This is a genomic window from Klebsiella sp. CSG-1, from assembly GCF_056521145.1.
Genome location: NZ_JBWNLD010000002.1, coordinates 635,261 through 652,083 on the forward strand (window position 1 = coordinate 635,261; position 16,823 = coordinate 652,083).

Sequence of the window (16,823 nt, forward strand, 5' to 3'; positions counted from 1 at the left end):
AGGTGAAGTGTATAGCTTGATTTCAGGATAATTATGAGCAAGAGCACTGCTGAGATCCGTCAGGCGTTTCTCGATTTTTTCCATAGCAAGGGACACCAGGTCGTTGCGAGCAGCTCCCTGGTGCCGCACAACGACCCGACCCTGCTGTTTACCAACGCCGGGATGAACCAGTTCAAGGATGTTTTCCTGGGTCTCGACAAACGCCATTATTCTCGCGCGACGACCGCGCAGCGTTGCGTTCGTGCGGGTGGTAAACACAACGATCTGGAAAACGTCGGTTACACCGCGCGTCACCATACCTTCTTTGAAATGCTGGGTAACTTCAGCTTCGGCGATTACTTCAAGCAGGATGCCATCAAATACGCATGGGAACTGCTGACCGGGGAAAACTGGTTCGCGCTGCCGAAAGATAAACTGTGGGTTACCGTCTACGAAACCGATGACGAAGCCTTCGATATCTGGGCGAATGAGGTCGGCGTTCCACGTGAGCGTATTATCCGCATTGGCGATAATAAAGGCGCGGCGTTCGCTTCTGACAACTTCTGGCAGATGGGCGATACCGGTCCGTGCGGTCCGTGTACCGAAATCTTCTTCGACCACGGTGACCACATCTGGGGCGGTCCTCCGGGAAGCCCGGAAGAAGATGGCGATCGCTACATTGAGATCTGGAACATCGTCTTCATGCAGTTTAACCGTCAGGCCGACGGCACCATGGAGCCGCTGCCGAAGCCATCCGTCGACACCGGTATGGGCCTGGAGCGTATTGCTGCCGTTCTGCAGCACGTCAACTCCAACTATGATATCGACCTGTTCCGCACTCTGATTGAGAACGTCGCGAAAGTCACCGGCGCAACCGACCTGACGAACAAATCGCTGCGCGTTATCGCTGACCATATTCGTTCCTGCGCATTCCTGATTGCCGATGGCGTCATCCCGTCGAATGAAAACCGTGGCTACGTGCTGCGTCGTATCATTCGTCGTGCCGTGCGTCATGGCAACATGCTGGGCGCGAAAGAGACCTTCTTCTGGAAACTGGTTGCTCCGCTGATTGAGGTGATGGGCGCCGCCGGTGAAGAGCTGAAGCAGCAGCAGGCTCAGGTTGAGCATGTGCTGAAAACCGAAGAAGAGCAGTTCGCGCGTACGCTGGAGCGCGGTCTGGCGCTGCTGGATGAAGAGCTGAGCAAGCTGAAGGGCGACACGCTGGATGGCGAAACCGCTTTCCGCCTGTACGATACCTATGGTTTCCCGGTTGACCTGACCGCTGACGTTTGCCGCGAGCGCAATATTAAAGTCGACGAAGCCGGCTTTGAAGCCGCAATGGAAGAGCAGCGTCGTCGTGCGCGCGAGTCCAGCGGCTTTGGCGCAGACTACAATGCGATGATTCGCGTTGACGGCGCTTCTGAATTTAAAGGCTATGACCACCTGGAACTGAACGCGAAAGTGACCGCCCTGTTCATCGACGGCAAAGCCGTTGATAGCGTAACGGCGGGCCAGGAAGCGGTTGTCATTCTGGATCAAACGCCGTTCTACGCAGAATCCGGTGGCCAGGTGGGCGATAAAGGCGAACTGAAAGGCGCTGGCTTCTCCTTCGCGGTCAACGATACGCAGAAATACGGCCAGGCCATTGGTCATATCGGTAAACTGACCCATGGCGCGCTGAAAGTGGGCGATGCGCTGGAGGCTGATGTCGATCGGGCTCGCCGTCAGCGTATTCGTCTGAACCACTCGGCGACTCACCTGATGCATGCGGCATTACGTCAGGTTCTGGGTACGCATGTGGCGCAGAAGGGCTCGCTGGTGAATGACAAAGCGCTGCGCTTTGACTTTTCTCACTTCGAAGCCATGAAGCCGGAAGAGATTCGCGCGGTGGAAGATCTGGTCAACGCGCAGATCCGTCGCAACCTGCCGGTTGAAACCAACATTATGGATATCGATGCGGCACGAGAGTCCGGCGCGATGGCGCTGTTCGGCGAGAAATATGACGATCGCGTTCGCGTACTGAGCATGGGCGATTTCTCCACCGAGCTGTGCGGCGGTACTCACGCCTCGCGTACCGGTGATATTGGCCTGTTCCGTATTACCTCTGAATCCGGTACCGCTGCCGGCGTTCGCCGTATTGAGGCGGTGACTGGCGAAGGCGCAATTGCGTATCTGCACGCGCAGAGCGATCTGCTGGGCGATATTGCACAGTTGCTGAAGGGCGACAGCCATAACCTTGGCGATAAAGTGCGTGCCGCGCTGGAACGTACTCGCCTACTGGAAAAAGAGCTGCAGCAGCTGAAAGAGCAGGCTGCGGCGCAGGAGAGCGCAAACCTCTCCAGCAAAGCAGAAGAGATTAACGGCGTCAAATTGCTGGTCAGCGAGCTGGCCGGCGTTGAACCGAAAATGCTGCGTACCATGGTTGATGACCTGAAAAACCAACTGGGTTCTACGGTCGTTGTGTTAGCCACGGTGGCGGATGGTAAGGTTTCTCTGATTGCCGGTGTGTCTAAGGATGTGACAGATCGCGTGAAAGCAGGGGAGCTGGTTGGTATGGTCGCCCAGCAGGTGGGTGGCAAAGGGGGCGGTCGTCCGGATATGGCTCAGGCCGGCGGTACCGATGCGTCTGCTCTCCCTGCAGCGTTAGCCAGTGTGAAAGGCTGGGTCAGCGCAAAACTGTAATAACTATAAATGCATAGCTACCGTTATCCTCGGATAACGGTAGCTTGCGAGAGAAGCACTGATAACGATAAAGTCGGGTTGAAGTTGTGTATATCGGCTAAACTTAGGTTTAACAGAATGTGATGCCGTGACTGCTTACACCGTAAGGTGTTTGTCATCGCTTACTTTTTGGCGTTATATGATGGATAATGCCGGGATACGAGAGACCCGACTCTTTTAATCTTTCAAGGAGCAAAGAATGCTGATTCTGACTCGTCGAGTTGGTGAGACCCTCATGATTGGAGATGAGGTCACTGTGACAGTTTTAGGGGTTAAGGGTAACCAGGTACGTATTGGCGTTAATGCCCCTAAAGAAGTCTCCGTGCATCGTGAAGAGATCTACCAGCGTATCCAGGCTGAAAAATCCCAGCAGTCCAGTTACTAAGGTTTTCGCGCCTCGCGATTCCGTGAGGCGCACCCCCCCAGCTCCCGTTTTTCTTTCTGACTTTTCTTCTTCTGCTACCTTGTTTTTTGTTTATAGCCCATCGTTCGCAACATTTATCTTTTGCCTGCCGTTGGCCGAAACCCCTGAATTCCTGTTGATAAAACACTCTTTTTGCCGTTTTTGCAGGCTAATTGCGCGGTAAGTGTGCAAACGGAAAAAGGTCTCGAAAAATTGTTTGACTTATAAGTACCAGAAAGTAATATGTGCGCCATCGCAGCGACGAAGAGCAGAAACAAGTTCTTCGAAGCACTCGTAAGAGGCGTGTGGTGAGGTGGCCGAGAGGCTGAAGGCGCTCCCCTGCTAAGGGAGTATGCGGTCAAAAGCTGCATCCGGGGTTCGAATCCCCGCCTCACCGCCATTTTGCATCCGTAGCTCAGCTGGATAGAGTACTCGGCTACGAACCGAGCGGTCGGAGGTTCGAATCCTCCCGGATGCACCATATTTTTCCATTTCTTCAGCGATGAAGGGGTGGTTGAGGTAGCGGTAATAACCGCAAGCACCAGGAAGGATAACGTTGCATTAGCAACGGCCCGTAGGGCGAGGCGACAGCCGAGTCATCCTCCCGGATGCACCATCTTACTCAGTGTGGCAAGTGTTAGATGTGACACTGACGCGTAGTAAAGCAGTTCTCCCTGATGCATCCGTAGCTCAGCTGGATAGAGTACTCGGCTACGAACCGAGCGGTCGGAGGTTCGAATCCTCCCGGATGCACCATCTTCTCCGAAATGACAGCCGAACTGTTGTTTCACGGTCTGCGAGATAATCGTCAGTACCAGCGAAGATAATTAGTAAAGCAGTTCTCCCTGATGCATCCGTAGCTCAGCTGGATAGAGTACTCGGCTACGAACCGAGCGGTCGGAGGTTCGAATCCTCCCGGATGCACCATCTTCTCCGAAATGACAGTCGAACTGTTGTTTCACGGTCTGCGAGATAATCGCCAGTACCAGCGAAGATAATGTAGTAAAGCAGTTCTCCCTGATGCATCCGTAGCTCAGCTGGATAGAGTACTCGGCTACGAACCGAGCGGTCGGAGGTTCGAATCCTCCCGGATGCACCATCTTCTCCAGATTCACATCAACTTTGTCGCTTCATGGTCTGCGAAATTATCGCCAGCACCAGGGAGGATAACGTTGCGTAAGCAACGGCCCGTAGGGCGAGTAAAACGAGTCATCCTCCCGGATGCACCATCTTCTTCAGATCCTCCTTTTTCGTAAAACCCCAAACCCCAAACCATTTATCCGTTCCTTGTCTGCCTTTTCTGGCAAAAGCTGCTTAGATCATTCCGGCGGCGGATCTCTTTCAACGCCGCTTAGTGAACTTTTTTTATTGGCAAGTGACTCTTTCCACTATAATTTACCCGTATGTATCGATCTGATTTGGGTGAGATGAGTGCAAGGAGAGAAATCCATGAAATGGTTCAAAGCAATACCTGCGTTTTGTGCGACGCTTCTGGTAGCCGTATCGTTAGCTGGCTGTGCGGGATCGCCCACAAAGGAAAGTACCGGTGGCTATATTGATGATACCGTCGTCACCACGAAGGTTAAAACGGCGCTGTTTAACGAAAAAGACATTAAGTCTTCTGAAATTAGCGTACAGACCTTTAAAGGACGTGTTCAGCTGAGTGGTTTTGTCTCATCAGCGAAGGATGCCAGCCGCGCGGTAGAAGTCACCCGCAGAGTGCAGGGCGTTCGTTTGGTTGAGAATGATTTAAAAATCAAATAAATCAAGATGTGAATCATATAAAGGCGCCCCGAAGGCGCCTTTATTGCCTGAGGCGCTGGCCGCGACAACATGCGCCTTTTGCGATAAAGTAACGTTTTCTTACCCGGTTTGTGAGAACACGATGTACGAACGTTACGCAGGACTGATCTTTGATATGGATGGCACCATCCTTGATACCGAACCGACGCATCGTAAGGCGTGGCACGAGGTCCTGGGCCGATACGGAATGCGTTTCGACGAGCAGGCGATGGTCGCGCTCAATGGTTCTCCGACCTGGCGTATAGCCCAGGCGATTATCGAACTGAATCACGCTGATTTAGATCCCCACCGCCTGGCGGAGGAAAAAACCGTGGCCGTGAAGGCCATGCTGCTGGATAGCGTGCGCCCCTTACCGCTGATAGAGGTGGTGAAGGCATGGCACGGGCGCCGTCCGATGTCGGTCGGTACCGGCAGCGAAAGCGCCGTAGCTGAGGCGCTGTTGGCGCACCTCGGCCTGCGTCATTACTTTGCGGCGGTGATTGCCGCCGATCATGTCCAGAATCATAAACCCGCGCCCGATACCTTTCTGCTTTGCGCGGAGCGCATGGGTGTCGCGCCGGAAACATGCGTCGTTTTTGAAGATGCTGATTTTGGTCTGCAGGCGGCGAAGCGTGCGGGGATGGATGCCGTGGACGTGCGCTTGTTGTGAGCGACGCACTGTCGCTGATCTCGCTGTTTGCCAGTAGTTTTTTGAGCGCCACCTTACTTCCCGGCAATTCGGAAGTTGTGCTGGTTGCTATGCTACTTACGGGGGCAAGCCAACCGTGGGCCCTGGTATTAATAGCAACAATCGGCAATAGCCTTGGAGGGGTAACTAACGTTATTCTGGGGCGCCTGTTTCCGCTGCGCAAAACATCGCGCTGGCAGGAAAAAGCAACCGGCTGGTTAAAGCGCTACGGCGCGGTCACATTATTATTAAGCTGGGCGCCGGTTATCGGCGATTTACTGTGTCTGCTGGCGGGATGGATGCGCATCTCCTGGGGGCCGGTACTTTTTTTCTTATGCCTTGGCAAAGCGTTACGCTATATCGTCATTGCGGTGGTAACGCTTCAGGGCATGACGTGGTGGCACTAATTGTGGAACTAAGACTATCCCGGCAGGCCGTGTTAGCGGTTTGTGCCCGAAATCCGCACGTACTGCCAGTGCGCTCCGGTTTTCGTGCGCGGAACCGGCAACAGTAACGTCTTCTGGGATAACCTGTATGGTCACCATTACAATTATGCTTATTCAAACGATTTCGACAGGCGGGAGGTCAAATTGATCCCGGATGTATCACAGGCGCTGGCCTGGCTGGAAAAAAATCCACAGGCTCTTCAGGGTATCCAACGTGGTCTTGAGCGTGAAACGCTGCGCGTCAATGCCGATGGTTCACTGGCGACGACCGGTCACCCTCAGGCCCTTGGCTCGGCGCTGACCCATAAATGGATTACTACCGACTTTGCTGAAGCGCTGCTGGAGTTTATTACGCCGGTTGATGGCGACATTCAGCATATGCTCACCATTATGCGCGATGTTCATCGCTATACCGCTCGCCAGCTGGGCGATGAGCGGATGTGGCCACTGAGCATGCCTTGCTACATTGCTCCTGGTCAGGACATCGAACTGGCGCAGTATGGCACCTCGAATATTGGCCGTCTGAAAACGCTGTACCGCGAGGGGTTGAAGAACCGCTATGGCGCGCTGATGCAAACTATCTCCGGCGTGCACTATAACTTCTCGCTGCCGATGGCTTTCTGGCAGGCGAAGTGCGGCGTTGACGATGCGGAGAGCGGCAAAGAGGCGATTTCCGCCGGCTATTTCCGTTCAATTCGTAACTATTACCGCTTTGGCTGGGTGATCCCATACCTGTTCGGCGCCTCCCCGGCCATCTGTTCTTCGTTCCTGCAGGGCAAACCGACGACGCTGCCGTTTGAGAAAGCGGAAAATGGCATGTACTACCTGCCTTATGCGACCTCGCTGCGCCTGAGCGATCTGGGTTATACCAATAAGTCGCAAAGCAATCTCGGGATTACGTTTAACGATCTCCACGAGTATGTGGCAGGATTGAAGCGGGCGATTAAAACGCCGTCGGAAGAGTATGCCCGGATTGGCCTCGAGAAAGACGGCAAGCATCTGCAAATCAACAGCAATATTCTGCAGATTGAGAACGAACTCTACGCGCCAATTCGGCCGAAGCGTGTGACCCGCAGCGGTGAGACCCCTTCCGATGCGCTGCTGCGCGGCGGTATTGAATATATCGAAGTCCGCTCGCTGGATATCAACCCGTTCTCGCCGATTGGCGTTGACGAGCAGCAGGTGCGTTTCCTCGACCTGTTTATGGTCTGGTGCGTGCTGGCCGATGCGCCGGAAATGAGCAGCGATGAGCTGCTGTGCACGCGCACCAACTGGAATCGCGTGATTCTGGAAGGCCGTAAGCCGGGCCTGACGCTGGGTATCGGCTGCGAAAGCGCGCAGTTCCCGCTGGCTAAAGTGGGTAAAGATCTGTTCCGTGATTTGCGTCGCGTGGCGCAGACTTTAGATAGCATCCACGGTGGCGAAGCCTACCAGCAGGTGTGTGACGAGCTGGTTGCCAGCTTCGACGATCCGGAATTAACTTTCTCAGCCCGCATTCTGCGTTCTATGCTTGAAGAAGGGATTGGCGGCACCGGTAGGGAGCTGGCCGATCAATATCGTACGATGCTGCGGGAAGAGCCGCTGGAAATTTTGCGTGAAGACGATTTTATCGCTGAACGTGAAGCTTCAGTGAAGCGCCAGCAGAAGGTGGAAGCGGAAGATAGCGAGCCGTTTGAAGCCCTGTTAGCAAGACACGCGTAGCAAAAAGCGGTACAAAAGAAAAAGGCCACATCAATGTGGCCAAACTTTCATCTCTGATTCAGGGATGATGATGATAATAAATGCGCGTCTTTCATATACTCAGACTCGCGGGTGTAAGAAGAGTTCATTTTATTTTAAAAAAAATCACTATCGGAGGTGAAGAATGCCGTTGTTAGATAGTTTCACAGTCGACCATACCCGCATGGAAGCACCGGCGGTGCGCGTTGCGAAGAAAATGAACACGCCGCACGGCGATGAAATTACCGTTTTCGATCTGCGTTTTTGCGTACCAAACCAGGAAGTGATGCCGGAAAGAGGGATCCATACTCTTGAGCACCTGTTCGCGGGCTTTATGCGCGACCACCTGAACGGCAATGGTGTGGAAATTATCGACATCTCTCCGATGGGCTGCCGTACGGGCTTCTATATGAGCCTGATTGGTACGCCGGATGAGCAGCGCGTAGCCGACGCCTGGAAAGCGGCGATGGCCGATGTGCTGAAAGTGAAAGATCAGAAGCAGATCCCGGAACTGAACGTCTACCAGTGCGGTACCTATACCATGCACTCGCTGGAAGAAGCTCAGGAGATCGCACGCCATATCATCGAGCGCGATGTGCGCATCAACAGCAACGATGAGCTGGCCCTGCCGAAAGAAACCCTGCAAGAACTGCACATTTAGTTCTGCTTGTCGGTCCGGCGATTTCCGCCGGGCCGCTCTTCCTGCGCCGCTATGTCGACGACCTTAACCTTCTCGTTTCAATACCGCGCCCTGGTGCCGTTTGCCCATGATTACGCTCACGGTGATAGCGAACCGTGGCATCAGCATGACTGCGCTCAGCTGCTGCATATCCTCAGCGGCGTGGTGCGGGTTGACACGCCGGTGGGCTACTGGGTCGTCCCGCCCGGACGCGGCGTCTGGCTGCCGGCAGGTACGCCCCATGCGCTGCGTATCACCGGGCAGGTCGCGGCCCGTACGCTGTTTATCGATCCGTTCGCCCGGGCCGATCTACCGTCCTCGTGCCAGATCGTGCAGATCACGCCGCTGCTGCGTGAGCTGATCGTCTCCTCGCTGGCTCTGGCGGAGCGCTATGAACCCGGCAGTCGCGACGAGCGCATTTATGAACTCATTCTCGATGAGATTCGCGGTATGACGGTGCTGCCGTTTGGCCTGCTGGAGCCCCGGAGCGAGGCGCTGCGCCGTTTATGTCACAAGGTGCGGGAAATGCCAGGGGAAGTCTGGAGCAGCCAGCAGGCGGCGAAAGAGAGCAATATGAGCGAACGCACGCTCAACCGCCATTTCCAGCAGCAGACCACGCTCACCTGGAGTGAATGGGTGCGCCGGGCGAAGCTGATGGAAGCGCTGGTTCGCCTGGCGCAGGGACAATCGGTGCTGCGGGTGGCGCTGGATTTGGGCTATGGCAGCCATAGCGCTTTCAGCGCGATGTTTCGTCGGGTGATGGGCGTCGCCCCCAGCGATTACTTCCGTCCGCCGGCTTGAGCATCTGCGCCGACCGCATGACACAGCGCCTGCAATGAGGCGCGCGCCACATCATTATCGATTCCAACGCCCCAGCGGCTGTCGCCATTGGGGAAAATACAGCGAATATAGGCCACTGAGCGGCTGTCGCTGCGTTCACCGAGCGTATGCTCGTGATAGTCCTTAATGACGAACGCTTGCTTCAGCAGCGCGCTGAGGCCGCTGGCGGCCGCGGAGAGCAGGCCATTACCGTGAGCCTGAAGACGACGCGTCTCACCGTTGACCCGTAGCGTCCCCTGCAACGCAAGCTGGCCGTCCTGTCGGCTGTCGGTTTTATACTCCAGCAGCGCCAGCGGCGGTTGCGCAACCAGCCCGTAACGGGAACGGAACAGCTGCCAGAGGGCATTCTGCGTCATCTCTTTGCCATGTGTATCGGTCTCTCGCTGAACGTGCAGGCTGAAATCTTGCTGCAGCGCGCGGGGCAGCTTCAGTCCGTGATTCTGTTCGATTAACCAGGCGCTGCCGCTCTTACCGGACTGGCTGTTGACGCGGATAACCGCTTCATAGCTACAGCCGATGTCCTGCGGGTCGACGGGCAGGTAGGGCATCTCCCAGCGATCGCCGGGCTGACGGGCATCGAATCCCTTCTTAATGGCATCCTGATGAGAACCGGAAAAGGCGGTGTAGGCGAGGCTGCCGGCCCACGGATGGCGCGGGTGAACCGGCAGCTGATTGCAATTCTCCACCACTTCGACTACCCGTTTCATCTCCGGGAAGCTGAGCCGCGGCGTAATCCCCTGGCTGTAGAGATTCATGGCCAGGGTGACCAGACAGACGTTGCCGGTACGCTCGCCGTTACCGAACAGACAGCCTTCTACGCGGTCGGCGCCGGCCATCACCGCCAGCTCCGCGCTGGCAACGCCGGTCCCCCGGTCATTATGCGGATGAACGCTAATGCAGACATCGGCCCGGCGGGAGAAATGGCGGCAGAAAAACTCAATCTGGTCAGCGTAAACGTTCGGGGTACTGACCTCGACGGTGGCGGGCAGGTTGATAATCATCGGTCGTTGTGCGCAGGGCTGCCAGACATCCGCTACCGCCTCGCAGATAGCCAGGGCAAATTCCGGTTCGGTAAAGCAGAAGGTTTCCGGGGAGTATTCATACTGCCAGCGGGTCTGCGGCTGCTCTTCGCACTGCTGGCGAATCAAGCGAGTGGCGCGGGTGGCCAGCTCAATGACCTGTGATTTATCCATCCCGAAAACCAGCTTGCGGAACAGCGGAGCGGTGGCGTTGTACAGATGGACAGTGGCGCAATGGGCGCCGCGCAGCGATTCAAAGGTCCGCAGGATAAGATCTTCTCGCGCCTGGGTCAGCACCTGGATGGTGACATCTTCTGGAATGCGCCGTTCCTCAATCAGCTGACGGACGAAGTTGAAGTCGGTCTGCGATGCCGAGGGGAAGGCGACTTCAATCTCTTTAAATCCGCACTCCAGCAGCAGCTCCCAAAACTGCAGCTTACGTGCGCTGTCCATCGGTTCGGCTAGCGCCTGATTGCCGTCGCGCAGGTCGGTAGAGAGCCAGCGCGGTGCGTGGGTTATCGGGTTGTCCGGCCAGCGGCGGTCGGGCAGGGAAATGGGCGGCCAGGGGCGATATTTTTCACCGGGATTTGTCAGCATAGTTCTCTCCTTGTGTCGGATCTTTATCCTGCCGAAGCGCAGAGCGGGCTGCTTTAGCAAACTGGACAGAAACTAGCGAGAACTGGACAAGGTTGGCGTAGAACCGGCAATAAAAAAGGGATCCGCAGATCCCTTCAGGTCAAACCTTAGTGCGCGCCGCCGCCGCCGCCCCCGGCGCTAAACGGCGGTCTGGCAAACCACACCAGCCCCAGCAGAAGGATAAATATCGCCGCCGAGAACCAGAAAATTTCGTTGGCGGAGATAATCAGCCCCTGGTTAGTTATCTGCTGCGCTATCCAGCCGGACGCCTGCTGTTGAGTCATCCCTAATCCCTGCAGCTGGTCATACATCTGCTGGGCGTTGGGATTATAGGGCGTCACCGACTCGGTGAGCTGCGCATGGTGCAGCGCCTCGCGGTTAGTCCACATGGTGGTGGTAATCGAGGTGCCTATTGACCCTGCCAGCGTACGGGTGAAGTTCGACAGGCTTGATGCCGCCGCCAGCCGTTCCGGCGGCAGGCCGGACAGGGTGATGGTGGTCAGCGGCATAAAGAAGCAGGCCACCGCAAAGCCCTGGATAAACTGCGGCCACGCCGAGGCGCCGAAGTCCATGCCAGGCTCGAAGGTCCAGGCGCGCCAGTAGAAGCACACTGCGTACATGATGAAGCTGAAGGTCACCAGCCGGCGCATATCGAGCTTATGGGCAAAGCGACCGATAATCGGCGACAGGATCACCGGAATAACCCCCACCGGCGCGGAAGCCAGACCGGCCCAGGTGGCGGTATAGCCGTAGACCTCCTGCAGCAGCTGCGGCAGCAGCACGATAGCGCCGAAGTAGAGCATATAGGCGAGGCTGATACACAGGCAGCCAATGGTGAAGTTTCGCGACTTAAAGAGCGAGAGGTCGACGATGGGGTTGTCGTCGGTCAGCTCCCAGACGATCAGGAAACTGATGGCGATCACCGCCACGATTGTCAGCACGATAATCTCGTTGGAGGCGAACCAGTCCAGCTCTTTACCGCGGTCAAGCATCACCTGCAGGCTGCCGATACCGATCACCAACAGCGCCAGGCCAACGCCGTCAATCCGCCGCTGTTCGGTACGGGTTTCGCGGCTGCGCAGGGTTTGCAGCGTCATCACCACGACCGCAATGCCGATCGGCACGTTGATGAAGAAGATCCAGCCCCAGTGGTAGTTGTCGCTGATATAGCCGCCGAGAATAGGGCCACAAATCGGCGCGACGATCACCGTCATCGACCACAGCGCCAGCGCGATAGAGCGTTTGGCCGGCGGATAGTTGCTGAGCAGCAGACTTTGCGACAGCGGGATCAGCGGACCGGCGACGATCCCCTGAATCACGCGGAAGAAAATCAGCATCGTCAGGCTGTTGGACATCCCGCAGGCCCAGGAGGCGATGGCGAACGCCACCGTCGACCACAGGAACAGCTTCACTTCCCCGACGCGTTTTGCCAGCCAGCCGGTGATCGGAATTGAGATGGCATTCGCCACCCCGAAGGAGGTGATAACCCAGGTCCCCTGGCTCAACGATGAGCCAAGGTTCCCGGCAATGGTCGGAATGGCCACGTTGGCGATAGTGGAGTCCAGCACCTGCATGAAGGTCGCAAGCGACAGCGCAATGGTCATGATGACCAGCTGCGCGCCTTCCAGCGGTTTTTGCTGTTGCATTACGCTCACTCCGAATTATCCCGCGTTAGCCTGGATGATACCGTCGATCAGTTTGTTCACCGGCTCAAGGGCGATTTCACGGGCATTGCTTTCATAAACCGGAGATTTGCGCGTCTGGTTAGCCAGCATTTCGCCGTCGCGGTTGGTGGTGTTCACCTCAACCAGCGTTGAAAGCCCAATACGCAGCGGATGTTCAGCCAGCTGTTTGGCATCGAGCTCAATACGTACCGGCAGACGCTGGACCACTTTGATCCAGTTACCGGTGGCATTTTGTGCCGGCAGCAGTGAGAACGCGCTGCCGGTCCCCATATCCAGCCCGACGACCTTGCCGGTGTACTTCACATCATCGCCGTAAATATCACTGATGACGGTCGCTTCCTGGCCGATGCGCATATGCGCCAGCTGGGTCTCTTTAAAGTTGGCGTCGATCCACAGATTGGTGGCCGGCACCACCGCCATCAGCGGCGTGGTCGGGCTAATCTGGGCGCCTGGCTGCACGGCACGACGGGAAACGTAGCCGCTAATCGGGCTGACGATTTGCGTACGCTGCAGCGCAAGCCAGGCGTTACGGACATCCGTCGCCGCCTGCAGAACCGCCGGCTGCTGCTCCAGGCGGGTATTCAGCACGATAGCCTGGTTGGCGTTGAATTGCTGAATAGCGACATCCAGCTCGGCCTGGGCGCTGGCGACGGTATCGCGAGCGTGCTGCAGCTCTTCGCGGCCAATCAGGTTGGCGGCGCCCAGCGGGATACGACGGTTGAGGTCGGTCTGTGCCTGAGAGAGCGCGGTTTTCTTGACGTCGATATTCGCCTGCAGCTGTTTGCTGTTGATCATCTGCTGACGCGTCTGGCGAACGCTGGCGGCCAGTTGGGTTTTCGCTTTTTCAAATGCCTGCTGGGCATCGGTCTGGTCAAGAGTGACCAGCGGATCGCCTTGCTGCACGAAATCGGTGTTGTCGGCCCAGACTTTCGTCACGCTGCCGGACACCTGCGCCATGATTTGCACCTGGTTCCCTGCCACGTAAGCGTCATCGGTTTCTTCATAATGACGCAGTACCAAAAACCAATAAATTCCGTATGCCACGGCAATAATAATAAAGAGCAATGTCAGTAGCAGAAGGGCGCCTTTGCGTTTGCCCTTCTTGCTGTCCGGTTGCTGCGGGGTTTGGCTCTCCGCATTTGCGCTCATGTTATTCTCCACGATCTTATTATTTCACATCGGCTGAGCCGACCTGTTTATCAGACAGGCCAGCAGATGATCTGCTGGCCTGTCTGTTTTTCCTTGTCAATCCAGAAAAAGTTTTGAGCAGTTCCCGCGCTTAGCGCAGCGACTCCGCCAGTACGCCATCCTCTTCCATCTGGTCAAGGCGGCTAAGCAGTTTGCGGGTGATGTGCTCGAGTTGGTCTTTCTCGCTGGTACTCAGGGAAGACCAGAGCTGATGCAGGCAGTTGTGCTGCGGCGGTAAAACTTCGCGTAAAAACTGATGACCTTTGTCGGTGAGTTGCAGATGCAGGCAGCGACGATCGTTGTCGCTTTCGCGACGCTCAATCCAGCCGCGTTTTTCCAGTTCATCGGCAATACGGGTTGCGTTGGTGCGTGACGATCCCAGCGCGCAGCTCAGCTCGGAGGGCTGAATGCTGTGGTTTTCCTGAGACTCCAGGGTGATCAGCGCCATAAACAATGTCTCGTTAATCCCCTGCGCTTTCAGCATCTTATTGCGGTTTTCCAGTAGCTTACCTTGCATGTGCATACAGAGGCGGGTGAGCAGAATCTCCTGGAAAGGGAAATCTTCGTGACGGCTGGCGCGGAACTTGAGCATTTGCTCAATGGGAGTAAACGAACTATCCATTTGGGTATGACCTCATTAATTACAGCCGATATAATAACTATTGTGACAAATAAATCAAATCAATTATTGACTAAAATTGATACTTTAAAAGTATAAAAAAGTGGTGATTTTCCATGCTATTCCATAGGCCAACGCGCTCAGCAGCGTGGGCATAATAATGCTGCGCGTCTTCCAGAACGCCAGTCCCAGCGCCGTGAATCCAACCAACGTAGGCAGCAGCCGTCTGGAATCGCTGAGGATTTCCGGCACGCTGGAGACGATCAGCAGGGCGCAGATAGAAGCGATGCCGATGGTATCGAGCAGCACGCTGAGCGGACCGCGACGCGTCGGGCGCGCGTTTCCTGCGCGCAGGCGCAGCGGCAGATAGCGAAACAGATAGTTCACGCAGCCGACCACTATCCCGATAATCAGCACGTTATTGTTCATCGGGCATCCCCTGAATGCTGGCCTGAATCAGCGCGGCCAGACAGCCGCAGACAATCCCGGCGAGGATGGCCGCTGGAATAGAGAACAGAATAATGCCGCCCAGCGCACCCGCCAGGGCGGCCGTCACGCTAAGAGACTGTTTACGCTGGAACGAGGCCAGTAAGAAGCTCATAAACAGCGCGGGTAGCATAAAGCTCAGCGCGGCCTCCACCGCCGGAAAACCGACCAGCAGGCCGCTACCGGAGTAGGCGCCGATCAGCGTGCCGAACACCCATGATATCCAGGAGGTGAAAGCGATGCCGAGCATCCAGTTTTCGCTCCAGCGGCGGTTGTCGCGAACCAGCCTGGCGGTGGCCGCCGCGAAAACTTCGTCGGTCAGACCAAAAGCCCAGAGCGCGGTTTTTCGTTTATCCAGCGCGCGATGAATGCGGCTACGGAGCGAAGGGCCGTACAGAACGTGACGCACATCCATCGCCATCACGGTGAGGGCCGCCACCCACAGCGAGCTGCCTGCGGCGAGCATCGCGGTGATGACGAACTGGCTGGCGCCGGCGTAGATGATGCAGGAAAAGAACAGGCCTTCCAGCGGCGTGAAGCCGAGTCGGGTGGCGTTCAGGCCAAAGGCGAAGGCTACGGGAAGGTAGCTAATCACAATCGGCAGACTGTCTTTAATCCCTTCAGACAGCGTGGCCTCACTGGCAGGGGCAGGTTTTTCCATAGCGCGTTATTTATTGATAATTCACGTGAATATCACATGATTGAACAGGTGAGGTTACCTTAGCAGAGAGCGGGGCGCTTTGACACCTTGTTAAGCGGTGCTCGCCGGGAGAACGGGACTGGCTGAAAGTTGCCCCGGCCGGCGCCGGGGCAACAGAGTGGCCAATCAGGCACCCGGACTGCACGTCGCTATCCGGGGCTGAGGGAAGGTTACTTCTGCGCGGCCAGCGCTTCTTTCACCCAGCCGTCAAACTGCTGCTGGTGGGCTTTGATCCAGCCATCAACGTGACCCTGAATATCCGCTTCTGAGGCGTGACCTTCATGCATCATGGCGTTTTCGGCGTTAATGTCGGCAATCGGCAGCTTCATGATGCTAAACAGTTTTGCCGCCGCCGGGTTTTTCTCAGCCCAGGCTTTGTTCGCTACGATGTGCATCGTGCTGACCGGGAAGCCATAGTTCGCGCCGTTCGCCAGTTTGGTATCGATATTTTTCTGCACGCCCGGCAGAGAGGAGAACGGAACCTGCAGCCAGACCACATCTTTGCCCGGCTTCAGCACGTCACTGACCCAGTACGGCGTCCAGGTGTAGTAGATAACCGGCTTACCTTCTTTAAAGCGGGCAATGGTATCGGCCATCATCGCCGCATAATTCCCCTGGTTGTGCACCACCGTTTTGCTCAGGCCATAAGCATCAATCTGATGATTAATTACCGCTTCACAGCCCCAGCCCGGCGTACAGCCAGTGAGATCGGCTTTACCGTCGCCGTTGGTATCAAACAGTTTGGCGATTTTCGGATCTTTCAGCTGATCGATGGATTTGATGTGGTACTGTTCGGCGGTTTTTTTGTCGATCAGGTAGCCCTGCGCCGCGCCGTTAACAAAAACGCCTTCGCGATAGAAGCTTTTATCACCACCGGCGGCAGCGTACATATCGTCGTGCAGCGGCTGCCAGTTGACGGCGGTGAAGGTCGCGTCGCCGGAGGCAAGCGAGGTATAGCCAACGTTGTAGTCCACTTCGCTGGGCTTATCGACGGTGTAGCCCAGTTTTTCCAGCGCGCGGCTTACCAGCAGGGTCTGGAAGGTCTCTTCCGTAATGGTGCTTTGAATCGGTTTGACGGTGATGCCTTTTCCCGGCAGGTCGGCTGCCCAGGCAGCGCTGGTGGCGAGCAGAGTGGCAAACGTTGTGGCAATAATCGTGTTATGTCGCATCGTTATTCCTTATCAATGAGAAGGGAGAGCTGCGGGCCCGGCAGGTGCAGTGCCGCCGGGCGAT

15 protein-coding genes and 5 tRNA genes are annotated in these 16,823 nt (G+C 56.2%); 13 read left to right on the top strand and 7 right to left on the bottom strand.

Annotation, left to right across the window (positions count from 1 at the left end; all coding sequences use genetic code 11):
• Nucleotides 1–33: 33 nt before the first annotated feature.
• The 13 genes from alaS (at nt 34) to AC007G_RS07635 (ending at nt 9,218) form a co-directional block, all read left to right on the top strand.
• On the top strand, nt 34–2,661 hold the full coding sequence (gene alaS, locus AC007G_RS07575; protein WP_032691014.1) for an alanine--tRNA ligase: 2,628 nt from the start codon (nt 34–36) through the stop codon (nt 2,659–2,661).
• Between the two features lie 238 nt (nt 2,662–2,899).
• The gene (gene csrA / locus AC007G_RS07580) at nt 2,900–3,085 is read left to right on the top strand and encodes a carbon storage regulator CsrA (RefSeq protein WP_000906486.1); all 186 of its coding nucleotides are present in this window, start codon (nt 2,900–2,902) and stop codon (nt 3,083–3,085) included.
• A gap of 325 nt (nt 3,086–3,410) precedes the next feature.
• Nucleotides 3,411–3,503: transfer RNA gene (locus AC007G_RS07585), tRNA-Ser, on the top strand.
• A gap of 4 nt (nt 3,504–3,507) precedes the next feature.
• Nucleotides 3,508–3,584, top strand: a tRNA-Arg gene (locus tag AC007G_RS07590).
• A 198-nt stretch (nt 3,585–3,782) separates the two neighbouring features.
• A tRNA-Arg gene (locus AC007G_RS07595) sits at nt 3,783–3,859 on the top strand.
• Between the two features lie 94 nt (nt 3,860–3,953).
• A tRNA-Arg gene (locus AC007G_RS07600) sits at nt 3,954–4,030 on the top strand.
• Between the two features lie 95 nt (nt 4,031–4,125).
• Nucleotides 4,126–4,202, top strand: a tRNA-Arg gene (locus AC007G_RS07605).
• A gap of 350 nt (nt 4,203–4,552) precedes the next feature.
• A complete protein-coding gene (locus tag AC007G_RS07610) occupies nt 4,553–4,867 on the top strand; it encodes a BON domain-containing protein (RefSeq protein WP_004866826.1) in 315 nt (104 codons plus the stop codon).
• Nucleotides 4,868–4,988: 121 nt separating this feature from the next.
• Nucleotides 4,989–5,555 carry a fructose-1-phosphate/6-phosphogluconate phosphatase gene (gene yqaB, locus AC007G_RS07615; RefSeq protein ID WP_032691016.1) on the top strand — a complete coding sequence of 189 codons (567 nt, stop codon included), beginning with the start codon at nt 4,989–4,991 and terminating at the stop codon, nt 5,553–5,555.
• Nucleotides 5,552–5,980: a YqaA family protein gene (locus tag AC007G_RS07620; RefSeq protein ID WP_004866820.1), complete on the top strand. Its 429-nt coding sequence runs from the start codon at nt 5,552–5,554 to the stop codon at nt 5,978–5,980. Before yqaB ends, AC007G_RS07620 begins: the two co-directional genes overlap by 4 nt.
• Nucleotides 5,981–6,163: 183 nt before the next feature.
• Complete coding sequence (gene gshA / locus AC007G_RS07625) at nt 6,164–7,720, top strand: glutamate--cysteine ligase (RefSeq protein ID WP_032691083.1); 1,557 nt, start codon at nt 6,164–6,166, stop codon at nt 7,718–7,720.
• A gap of 163 nt (nt 7,721–7,883) precedes the next feature.
• The gene (gene luxS, locus AC007G_RS07630) at nt 7,884–8,399 is read left to right on the top strand and encodes an S-ribosylhomocysteine lyase (protein WP_004866815.1); all 516 of its coding nucleotides are present in this window, start codon (nt 7,884–7,886) and stop codon (nt 8,397–8,399) included.
• A gap of 51 nt (nt 8,400–8,450) precedes the next feature.
• Nucleotides 8,451–9,218: an AraC family transcriptional regulator gene (locus AC007G_RS07635; RefSeq protein WP_032691017.1), complete on the top strand. Its 768-nt coding sequence runs from the start codon at nt 8,451–8,453 to the stop codon at nt 9,216–9,218.
• Here AC007G_RS07635 and leuA read toward each other — a convergent pair.
• The 7 genes from leuA to proX form a co-directional block, all read right to left on the bottom strand.
• Nucleotides 9,197–10,873, bottom strand: a complete 1,677-nt coding sequence (gene leuA, locus AC007G_RS07640) for a 2-isopropylmalate synthase (protein WP_133960184.1) — start codon at nt 10,871–10,873, stop codon at nt 9,197–9,199. The two genes, AC007G_RS07635 and leuA, sit on opposite strands and share 22 nt — an antisense overlap.
• A gap of 146 nt (nt 10,874–11,019) precedes the next feature.
• Nucleotides 11,020–12,558: a multidrug efflux MFS transporter permease subunit EmrB gene (gene emrB, locus AC007G_RS07645; protein ID WP_032691019.1), complete on the bottom strand. Its 1,539-nt coding sequence runs from the start codon at nt 12,556–12,558 to the stop codon at nt 11,020–11,022.
• Nucleotides 12,559–12,573: 15 nt separating this feature from the next.
• Complete coding sequence (gene emrA, locus AC007G_RS07650) at nt 12,574–13,746, bottom strand: multidrug efflux MFS transporter periplasmic adaptor subunit EmrA (protein WP_032691020.1); 1,173 nt, start codon at nt 13,744–13,746, stop codon at nt 12,574–12,576.
• 130 nt (nt 13,747–13,876) lie between these two features.
• Complete coding sequence (gene mprA / locus AC007G_RS07655; RefSeq protein ID WP_004866799.1) at nt 13,877–14,407, bottom strand: transcriptional repressor MprA; 531 nt, start codon at nt 14,405–14,407, stop codon at nt 13,877–13,879.
• Nucleotides 14,408–14,491: 84 nt separating this feature from the next.
• Nucleotides 14,492–14,833, bottom strand: coding sequence for an L-valine transporter subunit YgaH (gene ygaH, locus AC007G_RS07660; RefSeq protein ID WP_032696787.1), 342 nt, complete (start codon nt 14,831–14,833; stop codon nt 14,492–14,494).
• Entirely contained in the window at nt 14,823–15,551 is a 729-nt protein-coding gene (locus AC007G_RS07665; protein WP_032691022.1) for an AzlC family ABC transporter permease, read from the bottom strand. The genes ygaH and AC007G_RS07665 overlap by 11 nt, the downstream gene beginning before the upstream one ends.
• 209 nt (nt 15,552–15,760) lie before the next feature.
• Entirely contained in the window at nt 15,761–16,759 is a 999-nt protein-coding gene (gene proX, locus AC007G_RS07670; RefSeq protein WP_004866790.1) for a glycine betaine/L-proline ABC transporter substrate-binding protein ProX, read from the bottom strand.
• Nucleotides 16,760–16,823 lie beyond the last annotated feature (64 nt).